The organism is Anaerolineae bacterium, from assembly GCA_013178165.1.
In the GTDB taxonomy this organism is placed as follows: Bacteria; Chloroflexota; Anaerolineae; order Aggregatilineales; family Ch27; genus Ch27.
Genome location: JABLXG010000004.1, coordinates 143,413 through 159,741, shown reverse-complemented (window position 1 = coordinate 159,741; position 16,329 = coordinate 143,413). Strand labels below are relative to the sequence as shown.

Below are 16,329 nucleotides of genomic sequence, written 5' to 3'. Positions count from 1 at the left end.
GAGAAGGAGTGATCGTTGTACGGGCAGGTACTGCTGTTGAACGGAAACACGTGGGAGCCGCTGTGCGTGATCAGCGTGCCGCGTGCGATCAACCTGCTCATCGCCAATAAAGCCGTGATGGTCGAGGCGACGGGGCGCTTTTTGCGCAGCGTTCGCAGCGAGTTTCCGGTTCCATCCGTCATCGCTCTCAAGCAATACATCAATGTGCCGCGCCGTCATGCGGCATGGAGTCGGCGCGGGGTACTGGCGCGGGACGATTACACCTGCATTTACTGCGGGGCGCGGCCCGGCGATGCCCCCCGTGGCAAGCTGCTGAGCAAACAGGATTTCACCGTCGATCACATCGTGCCCCGCTCCCGCGGCGGCAAGGATACGTGGACCAACACGGCCTGCGCGTGTTATGCCTGTAACCACCGCAAAGGCGACCGCACTGATCGCGAGGCCGGGATGCGCCTGCGCTGGGAGCCAAAGACCCCGCGCACCAGCTACATCGTCATCACCATGAGTCACGGGCCAGATACGTGGAAGAAGTACATTGAGATCAAACCCTGAGGAAATAGAAAACGGGCGTCGTGGCTGACCGCGACGCCCGTTGACGCCTCTAGTGGTGGTGAATGCGGTGCGGATCGTTATCCAGCTGGCCAGCCAGGTAAGCCGCCAGCGCCGCATCGATGTTGTTTTCCTGCGTCAGGAAGACCTCCAACCCCAGGGTTTGCGCGTGGGCAAGCGCCGGGCTGCCGATGCCCCGCACGATCATCACATCGCAATCCTCCATCGCCGCAAATTTGCTGCTGTGGTCACGGTGATGATGGGCATGTTCATGCTCGTGCGCATGGCCGTGCTCGTGCTCATGGCTGCCATGGGCCTCTTTTTCGCGCACCTCACGGGAGATCTCCTGCCCGTTTTCCAGCGTAACAACCACCACATACGGCGCCCGGCCAAAATGGGCGCTGATCGTCTGCGCGTCATCCGCCACGAATGCGATTCTCATGATCACACCTTTCTGGTATATTGCGCCACTATAGTGGTAAATCCACGCTCAGTATATCCTATTAGATGTCCTTCAGGGTCTCTTTGGCTCATGGCGGATGAAATCTTCGAACGTCTCACGGGCGCGGATCACACGCCAGGCGCCGCCCTCGACCAGTACTTCCACCGGGCGAGGCCGGGCATTGTAGTTGGAGGCCATGCTCATACCATAGGCCCCGGCGACACCGATCGCCACCAAATCGCCTTCAGCCAGCGGCGGAAGGGTCGCCGCCGGGTGGATGACATCGGCGCTCTCGCAGATCGGGCCGACCACCTGCACAGGCCAGGGGGCGGCCACGCCAGCCCGTAACGGCAGCAACGGATGGCGCGCCTCATATAGCGCCGGGCGCAGCAGGTCGTTCATCCCGGTGTCCAGCACGACCGTGCGTCCTCCCCGCTTGACATACTGCACCTCCGCCACCAGAACCCCGGCCTCCGCTACCAGAAAGCGCCCCGGTTCAAAGGCGACTTTCACCCCCTGCTTGGCCAGAACCGGCACCAGCGCCGCCGCGAAATCCTCCACCGGCACGGCATGCCCGCCTTCGTAGGCCACCGGAAAGCCGCCCCCCAGGTTCAGATGCTTCAGCTTAAACTCGCGGGTCAGTTCCATAGCCAGCCGCGCCGCCGCCGCGCTTTCATCCGGGCGCCCCAGCTGCGAGCCAATGTGGATGTGCAGCCCAGCGATCTCGACATGGGGATAGTCCGCCTGATGCTCCAGTAGCATGCGCGCTTCGACCAGGGGGATGCCGAACTTGGCCCCGGCATGGCCGGTCGCAATGTGGCGATGCGTCTCCGCGTGCAGCGCCGGGTTGATCCGCAGCGCCGCCCGCGGGCGGCGACCCAGCTCCGACGCCAGCGCTTCCAGACGGCGTAGTTCAGCGGCATTCTCCACGTTGAGCCAGCCAATGCCTGTCTCCAGCGCATAGCGAATCTCGGCACGGGTCTTGCCCACACCGGCGAACACGATCCGTTCCGGCGGACAGCCAGCCCGCCGTGCCAGGAAGATCTCGCCCGCGCTGACTGCATCGCAGCCACAACCTGCGCCGACCAACGCCCGGATGATGGCGCTATTGCCGTTGGCCTTCAGGCTATAGTGGAAGGTCGGCTGCAGGAGCGCAAAAGCTGCCCGCAGGCGCTCGAGCTGGGCCAGGATCCGCCGCAGGCTATAGATGTACACCGGCGTGCCAACCGAGCGTGCGATCTCTGCCAGCGACACGCCATCCATGGTCAGTTCCTGCTCAATGTACGTGAGTGTTGTTTCTGGCATGACGTTCATCCTGCTCAGGCGCAATCTCGCCCGCCAATTGTACCGTCCCCGCCGGGGCGTACCAATTTCCGCACCACCGGGCATGAGCAGGCCTTGAGAATGGGCTGATCTGCCGCCCGAAGCTGGTACAATACGCGGGGACCCCGCATTTTTGGCTGATTCCGGCAGCAGGAGCAGCGAGTGGCGACAACAGGACAGTTCAGGAACCGTCTGCGGCCCATCCCCTGGCGGCGAGTCCGGGCGTTGGTGCGTGTTATGCTCCTGTGCGCGGCGTTGCTGATCGTTCTGCAGACCAGCACCCCCCCGCCCGGCGATCTGATCGTCGGGGCTGCCGCTCACGCCCGTGACAGTCTGTTCAACTACGTAGCCTGGGAAGCTGACGCGCTGGCGGCCAAAGCGTTCGCCAGTCTGTTCGGCGTGCAGGACTATCTGGACGAAGTCCGGAGAGCCGAACTCGTCCGCGCCTACATGGTCGACCTGAGTGCCGTGCTCAGGCTTGAGGCGCAAATCGCAGCCATCTACAGCGATCCGGCTACCGTTGATCCTGCCGCAGCCAGCGCAGATCGGCGCGCCGAACGTGACGCCCGCCGCGCCGATCTGCGCAACCGGCAGGATATGATCGAGAGTATCCTGGAGGAGCAGGTCTCTGCCGTGCTGGTAGAGGAGGGGCTGGCCGTGCTGGGCCAGGTGCTGCCGCCGGTTGCCATCCGTTTCAGCCCTCTGCCGGACGTGCTGATCATCTCCCCGCGGGACGCCATCCGCGTGGATGCTTCGCTCAGCCTGGACGGGCTGAGCGTCGACCAGCGGGACGCCCTGGAAGCGGCAATCGACGCCGATCTGGATGTATCCTCGCTGGTTGTGGATATCGGCGGCATGGCCCTCTACCCCAGCATGGTCGGCGAGACCGACGCCCTGGCCTGGGTGATCGAGACTATTGCTCACGAATGGGTGCACCATTACCTGTTCTTTTTCCCGCTGGGCTGGCAATACTTCGACGGCGGCAACCCGGAGACGCGCATCATCAACGAAACCACCGCTGAGGTGCTCGGCAAAGAGATCGGGCGGCTGGTGCTGGCCCGTTACTACCCGGATTTGCTGCCGCCGGACGCCGCCACGCCTGCTCCGACGCCCACGCCCGACCCCGCCACCTTCGACTTTGCCGCCGAGATGCACAGGACCCGCGTGACCGTTGACGCCCTGCTGGCGGAAGACCGGATCGCGGAAGCCGAGGCTTACATGGCTGAACGGCGGGCGTTCTTCCATGCCAATGGCTACCCCATCCGCAAGATCAACCAGGCTTACTTCGCCTTCTATGGCGGCTACCAGGGCGCCAGCAACTTCGGAACCGCCGGGGAAGACCTGATCGGCCCGGCCATCGCCGCCCTGCGGGCGAAGAGCGGCTCTGTCGCTCGCTTTCTGGTCACCATCCGGGGCATCACCACCCGCGAGGCATTGCTGGCCGCGGTTAACGCACGCGCTCCCTGAGGCGCGGGCAATTCCTCAACCAGAGCGCGGGGACGACCCGCAGACCGTCCCCGCCTGATTCGCTGCCGTTTTGAGGGTTTACATCTGCCACTGCTGCAGGATGGCCGCCAGCAGGGCCGTCTTTTCCGGGATGCTGCTGATGAGCACGTTCTCGTGGACAGCGTGCAACCCATCGCCCGTCGGCCCCATGCCATCCAGCGTGGGGGTGCCCACCGAAGCGGTAAAGTTGCCGTCGGAGCCACCGCCGCTGCCTTCCTCGATGATGCTCAGGCCCAGCCCAGCGCCGATGCGCTGCGCCTGGGCGAAGGCGGCCCGCATCCGCTCGTCGCGTTCCAGTGGTGGGCGCCTGTCCCCGGCGATGATCTCCAGTTGCGCGCCGGGCAGGATAGGATGCAGTTCGCTCACCGCCCGCTGGACACGCTCCGCCTCCGCGTGGGTCAGAAAGCGCACATCAGCGTACGCTTCGGCGTAATCGGGGATCACGTTAGTGGCGTGCCCGCCGCGAACGACCGTCACTGAAACGGAGGTGCCGTTGGGTAGGTCGTTGAGCGCATTCAGGCGCAGAATCTGGTGGGCCAGTTCCACCACGGCGTTAATGCCCGCTTCCGGCGCGCCGCCAGCATGGGACGCCCGTCCGTGGACCTTCACCTGGAAGTCAGCCACCCCTTTGCGCCAGGTCTTGAGCGCGCCCTGCGGCGTTGCCGGTTCGATGATCAGGCACAGGCCGGATTGCCGGGCTACATCCAGGATGATCTCGCGGGAATGAACGCTGCCGATCTCTTCGTCGGAGGTCAGTAGCGCCCAGATCGGTCGCTCCGGGAATTCGCCGCGTTCGCGCAAAACGCGGATCGCGCTGAGCATCACCGCCAGCCCGGCCTTCATGTCAATCGCGCCGGGGCCGTACAGCCGCCCGTCCTCGATGCGGATCGGGCGTTCGGCCAGCATACCTAGCGGCCAGACAGTATCCATGTGCCCGATGAAGGTGATCGGTTTGCCGGGCGCGTCGGTGTTCCATCTGGCCAACAGGATATCACCCACCTCTGCACGCGGGATGCGCTCCACCGCCGCGCCCAGGTCCTCCAGTTGCCCGGCCAGGTAGGTCGCCAGCCGGTCTACCGCCGCCTTCTCAGCGGTAAACGATTCGTACGCGATCAACGTCTGGAGCAAATCCAGCATCTCCCCGGTGTGATCGCGGCAGTACGTCAGCAGATCGCTCATGCCCGATCCTTTCCTCCCGACGGCGGACATCCCCGCCACAGAGCGTATACCCTGCCACACCACCGGCCCGCCCGGAACCGGCTGGCGGCGGATTGTAGCGCATCCAGCCCGATTCAACATCGGCGCCGCACCATTCCGGTGGTGCGGCGCCCCTGCCAGCGGTAGCCACTCGCCTCAAAACGTGCAGATGTCCGGTACCTGGTAGGCGCGGTTGGCCGGGCCGTAACTGTTGAGGAAGAGCACTGCTTGCGGATTCTGGGAGGCTGCCGTCGCCGCCGCCACGCAGGCGGTATGCAGGTTGTGGGTGGCCTGGTACGCCGACCAGAAGGCATCGCCAACCAGAGCGTAAACATAGCTGGGCAGCCCCGGCGTATGCTCCGCCATCAGCACGCTATGCGCATCCAGCGCGGCCAGATCATCCTCCAGGTAAGCGTAAGCCACGATCAGCTTGAACTGGGCGTAGCCGCGCAGCATGAATTGCTCGTTGGGCACCTGCCAGGTGCCCAGACGGGGGTTGTCCAGCGCCTCGCGGTAGAGCCGGATGGCTTCCTCGCCGTCGCCGGATTCCAGTGCCCGGTCGGCGTCGTGGATGACATGGATGCGGTACAGCGGCGGGTCAAGGCGCGTCAGCGCGCGGACGTAATTGAGGCCGTTCCAGTCCCAGATCGTGGTCGAGCTGCGCGGCGGCCCGGCGCTCATTGCGCTGGAGATGCCCCCACCCTGGATCATGATCTCCTGTACCCGATCGTTGTCAAGATCGGCGATAGAAAAGCGGCCATCGGCGGAGCCAACGGTATCCACATTGAGGGCGATGAAGCCGTCATTGGGGGCGCTCCACGAAAGCACCTGCGCCGCCTGCACACACGATCCGCTCTGGCAGCGCTGCTGGACATAAACCAGTTCGGTGCCGGCATTGGCGTTCATGTCGCCTACGTACAGCAACGTCGGGATGCCAAAGCCGGGGCCATATTCCGAGCCGTAGAGCAGGCGGTAATCTTCCTGGTGGCAGCCGAAAACCAGAATCTGGCCCGGTCGGGGCGCGATCCCGGCATTGAACGGATCGGCCAGGATGACCAGCACCTCATAGACGCCGTCGCCGGTCAGGTCGTAGGCGTCGCTCACCAGCCCGATGCCTTCGTCCAGCGCACCCCACTCCGTCAGAAGCGCCCCCAGCATCGGCACAGTGCCGCCCGCTGACAGGTACTGGGTGATCGCTGTGGTATACAGGTTATAGGCAGCCGGCGCTGCTGGCGGGCGCGGATTGCCGGGCCGGGGGCAGATGGCCGTCTGGCTCCCCGCCACGACAGTCAGCACGTAACCGGGCGCGGCCTGCGGAGCCGGGCCGGGCGGCGGCGTCGGCGTAACTGGCGTAGGTGTGGGCAAAACCATGAGGATCATCCCACCGGGGGTGACCGTCGGCGACTCAGCAACCAGCACAGCCTCGCTGACCGGCGGCGCACCGCCACAGGCGGTCAATCCCAGCAGGATTACAGGCAGCAGAGCAAGGAAAAACAGGCGTATCATGCCCCGCAGTATAACAGGCCGGGCCAGCCGCGCCAACCACAGGGAAGCAATCCGTCAGAGTCTACTGGCCGGGCGCTGTCGTTAGCAGGAAGGTAGCCGGAGCCGCCTGCAGGCCAGTCAGAACGACCAGGTTGTTGCTACCGGGGAGCAGGGTCAGTTCCGGCAGGCTGAACAGCACCGTCTCGCTATCACCATACGGCAGGACTTCCAGCCGCCGCGGGCCAGCCACCAGGTCGACGCTCTGCAGCGCATTGCCGTCGATGCCGGGGTACTCCAGGGCCACAAACAGCATCGTGCCTTCCTCCAGCCGCACATCGACCGGCCCCAGATCAACCATTGCGTGGAAGAAGGTCAGCCGCGCTTCACCGGGATTAATCGGGCGGTGATCCTCCACGATCGGATAGAGCAGCCCTCCGCCTACCTCAGGCAACCCGATCGCGGCCAGCGTTACCCAGCTGCCGGTCACCAGCGGCACCTCCGGTAGTTGAAACAGCACGGTTGCGCCATCGGCGGCAGCCACCGCCCTGGTGGTATAGAACGCGGCGGGGACTTCGACCCAATCCGTGAAGCCGCCGAAGTCAAGCGTCGCTTCCTGCCCGGCAGCCTCGCCTGCGACGGAGAGCGTCAGCAGTCCCGCACCGGTAGCAAGGTGAGCCAGGCGGAGATGAGCCGTGCCGCCGCCTACGCTGATCACCTGCTCATTGACCGTCACCACCTCCGTGCCCGGAACTGTGGTCACCGCCACGGTGATCGCCCCGGCCCGCAAACCGGCCAGCACGATCAGCGTGTTCGTCCCCTCCTCCAGCATCATCTCCGGCGTCTGCACCAGCAGCATGCCGGGGCTATCCGCAGGGATGACCTGAAACTGTCGCCAGCCGGCCACCAGATCGCGGGTGAGGTATCCGCCAGCGGCATCGCCGCCGGCGCGGGCGTCAGGATAGGTCAGCCCTTCGAACAGCGGTGTACCATCGGGGTACTGCACGGCGACCGACCCCAGGTCAGGAATAGCATGGAAGAAGGCCACCCGCGCCTGCCCGGTCGGGATCGGGGAGTAATCCTCCACCAGCGGGTAGAGGGTTGCCGTGCCGCGCACCCGCTCGCCGATGACGGCCAGCGTGACGCGCTGGCCAGGCAACAATGCCAGGCGTACATCCAGCAGGCTCTCCTGGAGCGGCGCGCCCGCCAGGGTGATATTCAGGCGATAGCTCCCCGCCGGCAGCGTAAACCAGGGGGTCACTGTGGCGAAACTCAGGCCATGCGCTTCACTAAGCGCCCGATCGATATAGAGGTCAATATCCCCCATGCCGGGCGAAAAGTGGCCAACGCGCACCTGCGCCTCCCCGGCAACAGGGTACTGAGCCGCTACCGGAGACGCCAGCAACCCCACAGCCAGGACAGCCATCACCCACCTGCGCATGATCAGGCTCCTTCCAGCTGCATACGCCTGTTTGATGCTTATGCCTATCTTACCTGCTCCCCCAAGCAGAAACCAATAGGCCGGGAGTAATAATTGAACAGATGGAACAAAGGCAGGGAATCACTGCGCCCGCGGAGGAAGGCAAACGCTCCACGGGCGCGAAGATCGCCGCCATATGCCGTGTCCGGCACGCCGGGATCAGGTAGGGCGGGCGTGGCGAGACGGAGTCTCAGCAGTGCTCAGCTGGCCTGGCGCAGCAATATCCTCCGCTTCAAGCCGCTGTAAAAGCGCCATCTCCCGGCGCAGATTGCGCAGCCGCCACAGAAAACTGGCCAGCCATCCGCCCAGGAACAGCGCCAGGATGATCACCCCCAGCACCAGATACGCCACATTGTCCGGGATGCCTGCCTGTTGAAGAGCCATGAGCGATTATCCTTCCCATTCGTAGTCAGGTCTGCTAGCGGCTGAACATCCGCACCTTGAGCTGCTGGACACGATCCGCCAGTTCCTCCAGCCGGACACGATGCCAGATCAACGTGAGCGCCAGAACAATGTAGGTGAGGATGTTAAAGACCAGCGTGACTGTCATTGCGCTACTATTGATCTCAAAGCTGCCCTGCGCGTTCTGCGGGCTGGGGCCAACCACCACCGGATGGATGGTATCGGGCCGGACGCGGGTGATCACCGTAGTGAAGATCACGCTGGTAAAGGCCACGATTCCGTACACACCACCAAAGCGGGCGCGACGATCCGGGTCTTCGATGCCGTTGCGCAACATCATATAGGCCGCATAAGTCAGCCACATCACCGCTGCGGAGGTCAGGCGCGGGTCCCAGGTCCACCAGGTATTCCAGATCGGCCGTGCCCATACCGCGCCGCTGACGATGTTGAAACCGCTGAGCACCAGCCCGATCTCGATGGCGGAAAGCGCCAGGGTGTCCCAGCGCTTCTGGCGGCGGGCCAGGTACAGGGCGCTGGCCACCGCGCCGATCAGAAAGGCCAGCGCGCCGCCCATGAAAGCGCCCAGGTGCATATAGAAAATGCGCTGGACATGGCCCTGCTGATCGGTCGGCGCGTAGAAAAGCGCCATCAGTGTGGCCGTAACGAACATCAACACAGCCAGGATGGTCATCCCGGTCAACAGGCGGCTCGGTCGAGCAGGTGAGTCAACGGGGGTCATGGATGGTTCCTTTCAGTCCGCCACTCATTATTCTTCCACCACAAAGTCAAACAGCACATAGGCGAGCGCCAGCAGGATCAGATCGGCGGCAAAGAGCAGTTGCGGCCAGGCGATCCAGTCTTCCTGCGGCGCACCGGTCAGGATCGCCGTGCTGGCCCGCACAGCGCTGAGAATGATCGGCAGGCTGACCGGCAGTAACAGGATCGGCAGCATGGTTTCCCGCGCGCGGGTGTGCACCGCCATGCTGGAAAGCAGCGTGCCCACCGTCGCAAAGCCGACCGTCCCCAGCACAATGATCAGCCCCAGCCAGGGCTTGAACAGCGAGATGTTGAAGAGCACCGTGCTCAGCACGACCAGCAACAACGCCACCACCAGCATAAACAGCAGATTGCTGAGCATCTTGCCGAAGAAGAGCGCCGCCCGGTCTACCGGGGCCAGCAGCAATGCATCCAGATTGCCGCGATCCTTTTCCGCCGCCAGGCTACGCCCCAGCCCCAGCATCCCGGCGAAAACCACCGTCACCCACAGTACCCCGGCGATGGAAGTCTCCCGCGCGGTGCGGTCAAGCTCCAGGGCGAAACTGAAGATCAGCACCGACAGCGTCGCAAACAGCAGCATGGCGTTGATCAGTTCGCGCCCGCGCACCTCGATGCGCAGGTCTTTGGCCGCCAGGGCGATCATCGCCCGCCAGAAAGGCGTCTTCAGCGCGCGCGGTGCAGCGGTCTGCTGAGAGGTCGACTGCACTGTTTCCGTCATCGTCATCTCACCGAAGCCGCTCCGGTCACTTCCGCGTACAGTGACGGCAGTTCCTGCGGCTGAATCGCTGCCGAACGCTCATAATAGCCGATCTGGCCTCGGCTGAGGATTGCCACATGGGTGCTCAGCGCCCGCGCCCGGAACAGATCATGCGAGGTCATCACGATGGTATGGCCGTCGCGGGCGATATCACCCAGCAGTGCATCCAGCATGGCCGCCGCGTCCTGATCCAGGCCGGTATATGGCTCGTCAAAGAGCAGGACGTGCGGGCGATGCAGGATAGCGCGGGCGATGGCCAGCCGCTGCTGCATCCCACGCGAGAAGGTGCGCACCAGATCATCAGCGCGGGCCGACAGCCCAACCCGCGCCAGCACTTCGTTCACCCGGCCAGCGCGATCCTCCCGCGGCAGGCTATATAGCCCGGCATAGAATTCCAGGTTTTCCCGCGCTGTCAGGCCGTCATAGAGCAGCGGCTGGTGGGCCACCACGCCAAGCTGGGCGCGCACCGCCGCTGCTTCCTCCGGCAATCGCCAGCCGCCGATCGTCACCGTCCCGGCGGTCGGCTTGCTCAGCGCAGCCAGGATGCGCATCAGCGTCGTCTTGCCGGAACCATTCGGCCCCAGCAGAGCCACAAACGCCCCGCGCTCCACCGATAGGTTCAGACCGCGCAACACCGGCAACAGACCGAACGCTTTGACCAACCCGCGCACTTCAATCATGCCGCCCCGCCTTCGCCCGGCCCTGCTTCCTGCTCGCGCATCAGGCGAGCCAGCCGCGCCTTCAACCGTGTGCGCACCTGCTGGTATTCGCTGTCGGCGATCTCGCCCCGGTCATGGCGGTCATCCAGGGCAGCGATCTGCTCCAGCAGATCGTCGATAGCAGCCTGTCGCGTATCGCGGACGCCCTGCCGCAGCAGGAACAGGAACCCACCCACGCCGATCAGCAGCACACCGGCCACGATCAGGCCGATAACCAGCGGAGACAGCCCGCTACCTGCCTGAGCAGTGCTCCCGGCGCTGGCCGCCTGTGGCCGCCCGGAGAGGGTGAAGCTGATCGCGCCGCCCGCCGGGACCTCCAGCCGGGCCACGTAGGCGTCGAAGGTGCGCCCACCCATGTCAACCGGCTGGCTGCTGCCCTCGAAGCCCGTCCCGCTTACCGTCACCTGCCCGGCCTCGATCAGCAGGTGGAACGGCCCGCTAAAGGGGTAAGCCACCTCCTGCTCGATGATCGCGCCGTCTTCATAGGGGATGAAGTAGCTGAAGAAGATGTCGTCCCGTCCGGGCCGCACCGGCTGTGTATCCAGGATGACCGTTTCATCCTCGTTCATCAGGAAGCGCGTGCCCTGCATCCCCGGCTCAAAGCCTACTCCGCCAGCGCCGGGCGGCAAAGGAATACGCAGCGCAACCCGCTGGTTGTCGCTAATAGTTTCGTCCGTCAGGAAGAGCCGATCCGAGTCGTTAGTGATGCTGAGCACCTCGGCCACTTCCATGCCAAACTGCGAGAAGGTGACGCGCATCACCCCGGACGTAAAGCGCAACGCCGCCGGATCATTGGTCGTCTCGAAGATCTCAACGGTGGTCTCGATAGCGGCACTGCTGGCGTCTTCCAGCTGGTAGATAGTGCTACTGAAGAAGACATCCTGATATTGCAGCGAGAGCAGGTAGACCCGGTCGGCCACGTGCGGCACATTCTCAAAGCGATAAGTGCCATCCGGGCCAATCTCACCTTCAAGGATCGTCTCGGCAAAGTCGGGCGGATCGAACATGTGCAACGTGATCGGCGCTCCGATCGGTACGGTCCCGCCCGCTGACCGGTTGATCACCATCCCGGTCAGGCTGATCTGCTCCGGCTCCGCGCCGCTGGCTGCCTCCGCCACTTCGCCAGCGCCGCCTGCGCCCTCCCCATTGGCCGCCGCCAGGGTCGCGGTTGCGGTTGCCTGTGCTTCGGCCATCACGGTTTCCCCGCCGGCGGGGAAACCCGGCGTCCCCCTGACTGCCAGCGCGCGCACATAGGCGGTGACGGCCAGAATCTCGGCCTCGCTGAGGGTATCGGCAAAGCCGGGCATCTCCGGGCTGATCCCGGCGCTGATAGCCTGCAGGAGCGTCTCATTGCTGACCGCCGCCCAGTAATCCGGCGCGGTCAGATCGGGCATGATCTCCGGCGCTTGTGGGCCGTTGCCCGTGCCGTCGCCATGGCAGGAGGCACAATTCGCCTCGTAAACCACCCCGCCCTGCGCGATCTGCTCAGCTGTCATCCAGCCGGAAAAGACATAAGCTGCCACATTCCAGCGATCCTGGACGTTGTAGCTGGAGAACGGCGGCATCCCGGCCAGCATATTGCCGTCAGTGATCACGGTCATGTAATCCAGTGGCGTCTGACCGCCGCTGGTTGCCAGGTCGGCAAAACTGGGCGGTGGGGTCTGCAGCCGCCCATCGCGCACCATTTGGCCATCGCCCCGCCCACCAGCGCCATGACACACAGCACAGTGTGCAGCATAGAAAGCGGCACCCGCCGCCAGGTCAGGCGGCGTTTCTGGGCTGACGATAGTCGGCGCCGGGGTTGGCAACGGGATTTCCTGCACGATCTCCGGCTCGCTGGCCAGGCCACACCCCGCCAGCATAACCGCCAGCATAATGCTGAGGACAGTCCACACTCTGGTCTTGATCATAAGAGGGTTCTTATCAGCTAGAGCGCCGCCGGGCAGCCACGGCGGACTCAATCTGCGCATCATAATCCAGCAGGTCAACTTCCAGCACCGGCCCGGCGGTAGCGTCATTCGCTGCTGGAGCAGCTTCAGCAACCTGTTGCAGGGTATCCAGCGCCTTGAGCACGTCTATCCCGCGCGCTACCCAGGCTTCCCGCTGGGTGCGGTAGTCTTCGTCCGTCAGCTTGCCCGTCTGGTAGTCAAAGTCCAGGTCACGGATGGTAGCGTAGATCGCATCGCGCTGGGCGATCAGGCGCTCCATTTCGCCGTTCAGGTGCCCATTCCGCACCACGGATTCGCGCCGGGCGCTCAGAAAGGGCCAGAGCACAACCAGCAGGCACAGCGCCACAATGATGATGCCCAGGATCAAGGATTCCGATTCCATGCGTCCGTCCGTCATTCCGCTTGCGTAGACCGGCGCGGTCAATCTGGCTCACTGAGCCAGGGCGCGGTCGATGATATTAGACAGGTCACGGGCGGTCACGCCCGCAAAAATGAACTGAAAGATGTTGCCATCCTTGCCGATCACGAAGGTCTCCGGCACGCCCTGGATGCGGTAAGCCGTGGAGATTTTGGTGCCCAGGTCAGGGCCATTGGGATAGGTGATCCCGAATTCTTCGATGTAGGCCAGGGCATCGGCGGTGTTGTCCACGTAATCCACGCCTACGATCAGGACATCCCCGCGGTCGCGGTAGGCTTCCCACACCGCCTGTAGATCCGGCGCTTCTACCCGGCAGGGGCCGCACCAGCTGGCCCAGAAGTTGACAACGACCACCTTGCCCCGCTGTTCGCTCAACCGCAGCTCTCCGCCACCCAGCTCATCGAAGATCTGGAGGGTGAAGTCGGGCGCGGGGCCATGATTGGGCTGGGTCTTGTTGGCGTCAATCAGGCGCAGCCCCAGCACCCCCAGCAGCGCGACCACCAGCAGCAGGATGACCACGGCAAAGGGCGACAACCGCCGTGGACGGGCCGCCGGTTCGGAGGGAATCGACAGGTTGCCATCAGGGGCGCTCACATCGCTCATTCCAGGTTCCTCAATTCGCGTTCCAGACGCTTCCGATAATCGTCATCAATACCCAGGTCTGCGGCGTCGTCTGCGGCTGCTGAATGCGTCGGTGCGCTCAAGCGACGCCAGCGCACCAGCGCGTATCCCGCCACCACCACGCCGATAACCACCGAGGCCAGCGGCACCGCCCAGGACAGAAAATTGAGTATGGGGTCCTGTGGCGTGCCGACCACGCGCTGGCCGAATTGCTCCACAAAGTAGCTGATCACCTCGTCCTCGGTTTTGCCCTGCTCCAGCAGGGTGCGCACCTGGGCGCGCCAGCGAGCGCAGGCTGCCGTGCCGCAGACATCCAGCGGGATGTTCTCGCACACCGGGCAGTACAGCTTGCGGCTGACGCGGTTGACCTCATCCGCGGTCACTTCCCGCACGGGCGTAGCGTCCTGCCCGCCGCCCTGCGCGTAGACCAGCAGCGGCGCGCCCAGCAGCAGGACGGCCATCATCGTCAGGATCACATGGGACACTACCCGACCTGTTGTCATACGTCTGCCCATCTCACTTGTATCCCTCACCCCTGAGAGCCACCTGCCAGTAGCTAAACCCGCAACGAGGTCGTCCCTGACCCCACCGTGCTCATCTCCCGCACAGCACGCAGCCGATCCGGTTCCGGCCAGGCCGCAACCATAATCCCCACAATCAGGATGATCCCACCCCACCAGACCAGGTTAACCAGTGGGTTGAGGTATACCTTGAACGTTGCCCCGGCCTGGCTGATTTCCTCCCAGGCCACCAGCAGCACGTAGAAGTCGCTCTCCAGCGTGCTGTAGGAACCGGCGATGGTCATCGTGTTCATGCCTTCGGTGTTCGGGAAGAAATCCTGGCGGGGGCGCAGCGTGGCAACCAGCTGGTTGCCATCGTAGACTTCGACTTCGGCAATGGTCATCACCCGCCCATCCGCGGCAACAGCCCGCGTCAACTGGTCGTAGACCATCGTGTAACGGCCCAGCGTCAACGCCTCGCCTTCGGCCAGGGTGCGCTGCGTTTCCTGCTGGAAGATCGTGCTGCCGATCACCCCCAGACCGATCACCACCACGCCCAGGTGGATGACATACCCGCCGTAACGGCGACGGTTGCGGCCAAACAGCCTGTAGGCCGCCACCAGCCAGGATTCGCGCTGGGCGCGCGCCTTCACCCCGCGCCAGATCTCATACAGGGTCACAAACCCGGCAAAGCCTACCAGCGCATAAGCCAGGATCGCCATCCAGTTGCGCATCCCAAAGACAACCAGCAGGATAACCAGCGCAGCGGTCAGCAGCAGCGGGATCAACATGGCGCTGCCCAGGCGCTTGGTGGAAGTCCGGCCCCAGGCAGAAAGCGGCGCGATCCCCATCAGCACATATAGCGCAGCGAACAGCGGCGCGGTCACGCTGTTGAAGTAAGGTGGCCCTAGCGTGATCTTCTCGCCAGTGAACAGCTCGGTGAAGATCGGGGCGTAGCTGCCCCAGAAGACCGCCACCGTGATCGCCACAAAGAGCAGGTTGTTGAGGATGAACAGCGACTCGCGACTCAGCCAGCTCTCCAGATGATGCTCGGCGGCCAGTTCGCCGCGCTGCCAGCGATACAGCCACAGGCCGATGCTCAGCAGCGCGCTGATCGCCAGGAAAGCGAACATCGGCGGGCCGATCGGGGATTGGGCGAAGCTGTGCACGCTACTCACAATGCCGCTGCGCGTGCTGAATGTCCCCAGGATGACCAGCAGGAAGGTCAGGATGATCAGGGCCATGTTCCAGACCTTGAGCATCCCCCGCTTCTCCTGGATCATCACGCTATGGAGGAAGGCCGTGCCGGTCAGCCAGGGCAGCAGGGCCGCGTTTTCCACCGGGTCCCAGCCCCAGTAGCCGCCCCAGCCTAGCACGTCGTACGCCCAGCGTCCACCCAGGATCAGCCCCAGGCTCAGAAACAGCCAGGCAACCAAGATCCACCGTCGCGTCGCCCGGATCCAGTGGGTGCTCAGTTCGCCAGAAGCCAGCGCAGCCATGGCAAACGCCCACGGGATCACCATGCCCACGTAGCCCAGATACAACGTCGGCGGGTGAAAGACCATGCCGGGGTGACGCAATAACGGGTTAAGGCCGCGCCCATCGCGCGGGATGGCCGGCATCGCTCCCGCCGGCTGGAAGAGCGCCGTTTCCACCTGGCCGTTAGGATACTGCCACAGACGGGTGAAGGGATTTTCGATAATCACGTTCAGGATCAGGAAAAAGCCCAGCGTGCCCATCGTGAAAGCGATCACATAGGGCATCAGCCGCCGTTCACTGCGCCAGTTCCACAGGAGCGCCGCCCCAGAAAAGGTGCTGAGTACCCATGACCAGAACAGCAATGATCCGGCCTGCCCACCCCACAGTGCCGTCAGCTTAAAGAAGAGGTCGGAGGAACGCTCAGTGGTGGCCCACACATATTCAATGTGAAAGTCGCCGTTGACCTGGCTGATGATCATGGCGGCGCAGGCGGTGGTCAGCAGCGGCCAGGTCAGCAGGGCCGCATTGCGGGCGCTGTAGACCCAGCGCTCGCTACCCGATTGTGCCCCCCAGACGCTGGCCAACACCGCGTACCAGGCCAGCAACAGCGCAACGGCAGTAGTGATGATCCCCAGTTCAGCAAGCATACCGACTCCTCATGACCATGCAACAATGACGGGCTGGGACGCTGGTCTGCAGGCGCCGATTCGCCTGCACGGGCCACAGAA

16 protein-coding genes are annotated in these 16,329 nt (G+C 64.1%); 2 read left to right on the top strand and 14 right to left on the bottom strand.

Features of this window, described 5'->3' with window-relative positions:
* Window positions 1-117 precede the first annotated feature (117 nt).
* On the top strand, window positions 118-552 hold the full coding sequence (locus tag HPY64_03745) for an HNH endonuclease (GenBank protein ID NPV66239.1): 435 nt from the start codon (window positions 118-120) through the stop codon (window positions 550-552).
* A 49-nt stretch (window positions 553-601) separates the two neighbouring features.
* Here HPY64_03745 and HPY64_03740 read toward each other — a convergent pair whose 3' ends face one another.
* Window positions 602-991 (bottom strand): hypothetical protein, encoded by a 390-nt coding sequence (locus HPY64_03740; protein NPV66238.1) that lies wholly within the window; start codon window positions 989-991, stop codon window positions 602-604.
* Window positions 992-1,063: 72 nt separating this feature from the next.
* Window positions 1,064-2,296 (bottom strand): diaminopimelate decarboxylase, encoded by a 1,233-nt coding sequence (lysA, locus tag HPY64_03735; GenBank protein ID NPV66237.1) that lies wholly within the window; start codon window positions 2,294-2,296, stop codon window positions 1,064-1,066.
* A gap of 180 nt (window positions 2,297-2,476) precedes the next feature.
* On the opposite strand from lysA, the gene HPY64_03730 reads away from it, so the two are divergent.
* Window positions 2,477-3,781, top strand: coding sequence for a hypothetical protein (locus HPY64_03730; GenBank protein NPV66236.1), 1,305 nt, complete (start codon window positions 2,477-2,479; stop codon window positions 3,779-3,781).
* Window positions 3,782-3,859: 78 nt separating this feature from the next.
* Here the strand turns inward: HPY64_03730 and HPY64_03725 are convergent, their stop codons facing one another.
* From HPY64_03725 to HPY64_03670, 12 genes are all read right to left on the bottom strand, one after another.
* The gene (locus HPY64_03725) at window positions 3,860-4,999 is read right to left on the bottom strand and encodes a M20 family metallopeptidase (GenBank protein NPV66235.1); all 1,140 of its coding nucleotides are present in this window, start codon (window positions 4,997-4,999) and stop codon (window positions 3,860-3,862) included.
* Between the two features lie 174 nt (window positions 5,000-5,173).
* A complete protein-coding gene (locus HPY64_03720) occupies window positions 5,174-6,523 on the bottom strand; it encodes a hypothetical protein (GenBank protein NPV66234.1) in 1,350 nt (449 codons plus the stop codon).
* A gap of 61 nt (window positions 6,524-6,584) precedes the next feature.
* The gene (locus HPY64_03715; protein ID NPV66233.1) at window positions 6,585-7,940 is read right to left on the bottom strand and encodes a DUF4397 domain-containing protein; all 1,356 of its coding nucleotides are present in this window, start codon (window positions 7,938-7,940) and stop codon (window positions 6,585-6,587) included.
* Between the two features lie 198 nt (window positions 7,941-8,138).
* Window positions 8,139-8,363 carry a hypothetical protein gene (locus HPY64_03710; protein ID NPV66232.1) on the bottom strand — a complete coding sequence of 75 codons (225 nt, stop codon included), beginning with the start codon at window positions 8,361-8,363 and terminating at the stop codon, window positions 8,139-8,141.
* A 34-nt stretch (window positions 8,364-8,397) separates the two neighbouring features.
* Entirely contained in the window at window positions 8,398-9,120 is a 723-nt protein-coding gene (ccsA, locus tag HPY64_03705; protein NPV66231.1) for a cytochrome c biogenesis protein CcsA, read from the bottom strand.
* 27 nt (window positions 9,121-9,147) lie between these two features.
* On the bottom strand, window positions 9,148-9,801 hold the full coding sequence (locus HPY64_03700) for an ABC transporter permease (protein ID NPV66230.1): 654 nt from the start codon (window positions 9,799-9,801) through the stop codon (window positions 9,148-9,150).
* A 77-nt stretch (window positions 9,802-9,878) separates the two neighbouring features.
* A complete protein-coding gene (ccmA, locus tag HPY64_03695) occupies window positions 9,879-10,595 on the bottom strand; it encodes a heme ABC exporter ATP-binding protein CcmA (GenBank protein NPV66229.1) in 717 nt (238 codons plus the stop codon).
* The gene (locus HPY64_03690; GenBank protein ID NPV66228.1) at window positions 10,592-12,544 is read right to left on the bottom strand and encodes a c-type cytochrome; all 1,953 of its coding nucleotides are present in this window, start codon (window positions 12,542-12,544) and stop codon (window positions 10,592-10,594) included. The genes ccmA and HPY64_03690 overlap by 4 nt, the downstream gene beginning before the upstream one ends.
* A 13-nt stretch (window positions 12,545-12,557) precedes the next feature.
* Window positions 12,558-12,965: a hypothetical protein gene (locus tag HPY64_03685; GenBank protein ID NPV66227.1), complete on the bottom strand. Its 408-nt coding sequence runs from the start codon at window positions 12,963-12,965 to the stop codon at window positions 12,558-12,560.
* 48 nt (window positions 12,966-13,013) lie between these two features.
* Window positions 13,014-13,604, bottom strand: coding sequence for a TlpA family protein disulfide reductase (locus HPY64_03680; GenBank protein NPV66226.1), 591 nt, complete (start codon window positions 13,602-13,604; stop codon window positions 13,014-13,016).
* The gene (locus HPY64_03675; GenBank protein ID NPV66225.1) at window positions 13,601-14,137 is read right to left on the bottom strand and encodes a hypothetical protein; all 537 of its coding nucleotides are present in this window, start codon (window positions 14,135-14,137) and stop codon (window positions 13,601-13,603) included. Before HPY64_03675 ends, HPY64_03680 begins: the two co-directional genes overlap by 4 nt.
* A gap of 41 nt (window positions 14,138-14,178) precedes the next feature.
* Entirely contained in the window at window positions 14,179-16,248 is a 2,070-nt protein-coding gene (locus HPY64_03670; GenBank protein NPV66224.1) for a heme lyase CcmF/NrfE family subunit, read from the bottom strand.
* Between the last annotated feature and the right edge of the window lie 81 nt (window positions 16,249-16,329).

Excerpts from the sequence above, each read along its gene's own strand:
- HPY64_03680 (NPV66226.1), bottom strand. The coding sequence starts at position 13,604 with ATGAGCGATGTGAGCGCCCCTGATGGCAACCTGTCGATTCCCTCCGAA.
- HPY64_03745 (NPV66239.1), top strand. The coding sequence starts at position 118 with ATGGTCGAGGCGACGGGGCGCTTTTTGCGCAGCGTTCGCAGCGAGTTT.
- HPY64_03720 (NPV66234.1), bottom strand. The coding sequence starts at position 6,523 with ATGATACGCCTGTTTTTCCTTGCTCTGCTGCCTGTAATCCTGCTGGGA.
- HPY64_03700 (NPV66230.1), bottom strand. The coding sequence starts at position 9,801 with ATGATCGCCCTGGCGGCCAAAGACCTGCGCATCGAGGTGCGCGGGCGC.
- HPY64_03740 (NPV66238.1), bottom strand. The coding sequence starts at position 991 with ATGAGAATCGCATTCGTGGCGGATGACGCGCAGACGATCAGCGCCCAT.
- HPY64_03715 (NPV66233.1), bottom strand. The coding sequence starts at position 7,940 with ATGCGCAGGTGGGTGATGGCTGTCCTGGCTGTGGGGTTGCTGGCGTCT.
- HPY64_03685 (NPV66227.1), bottom strand. The coding sequence starts at position 12,965 with ATGGAATCGGAATCCTTGATCCTGGGCATCATCATTGTGGCGCTGTGC.
- ccmA (NPV66229.1), bottom strand. The coding sequence starts at position 10,595 with ATGATTGAAGTGCGCGGGTTGGTCAAAGCGTTCGGTCTGTTGCCGGTG.
- ccsA (NPV66231.1), bottom strand. The coding sequence starts at position 9,120 with ATGACCCCCGTTGACTCACCTGCTCGACCGAGCCGCCTGTTGACCGGG.
- HPY64_03710 (NPV66232.1), bottom strand. The coding sequence starts at position 8,363 with ATGGCTCTTCAACAGGCAGGCATCCCGGACAATGTGGCGTATCTGGTG.
- HPY64_03690 (NPV66228.1), bottom strand. The coding sequence starts at position 12,544 with ATGATCAAGACCAGAGTGTGGACTGTCCTCAGCATTATGCTGGCGGTT.
- HPY64_03670 (NPV66224.1), bottom strand. The coding sequence starts at position 16,248 with ATGCTTGCTGAACTGGGGATCATCACTACTGCCGTTGCGCTGTTGCTG.
- lysA (NPV66237.1), bottom strand. The coding sequence starts at position 2,296 with ATGCCAGAAACAACACTCACGTACATTGAGCAGGAACTGACCATGGAT.
- HPY64_03725 (NPV66235.1), bottom strand. The coding sequence starts at position 4,999 with ATGAGCGATCTGCTGACGTACTGCCGCGATCACACCGGGGAGATGCTG.
- HPY64_03675 (NPV66225.1), bottom strand. The coding sequence starts at position 14,137 with ATGGGCAGACGTATGACAACAGGTCGGGTAGTGTCCCATGTGATCCTG.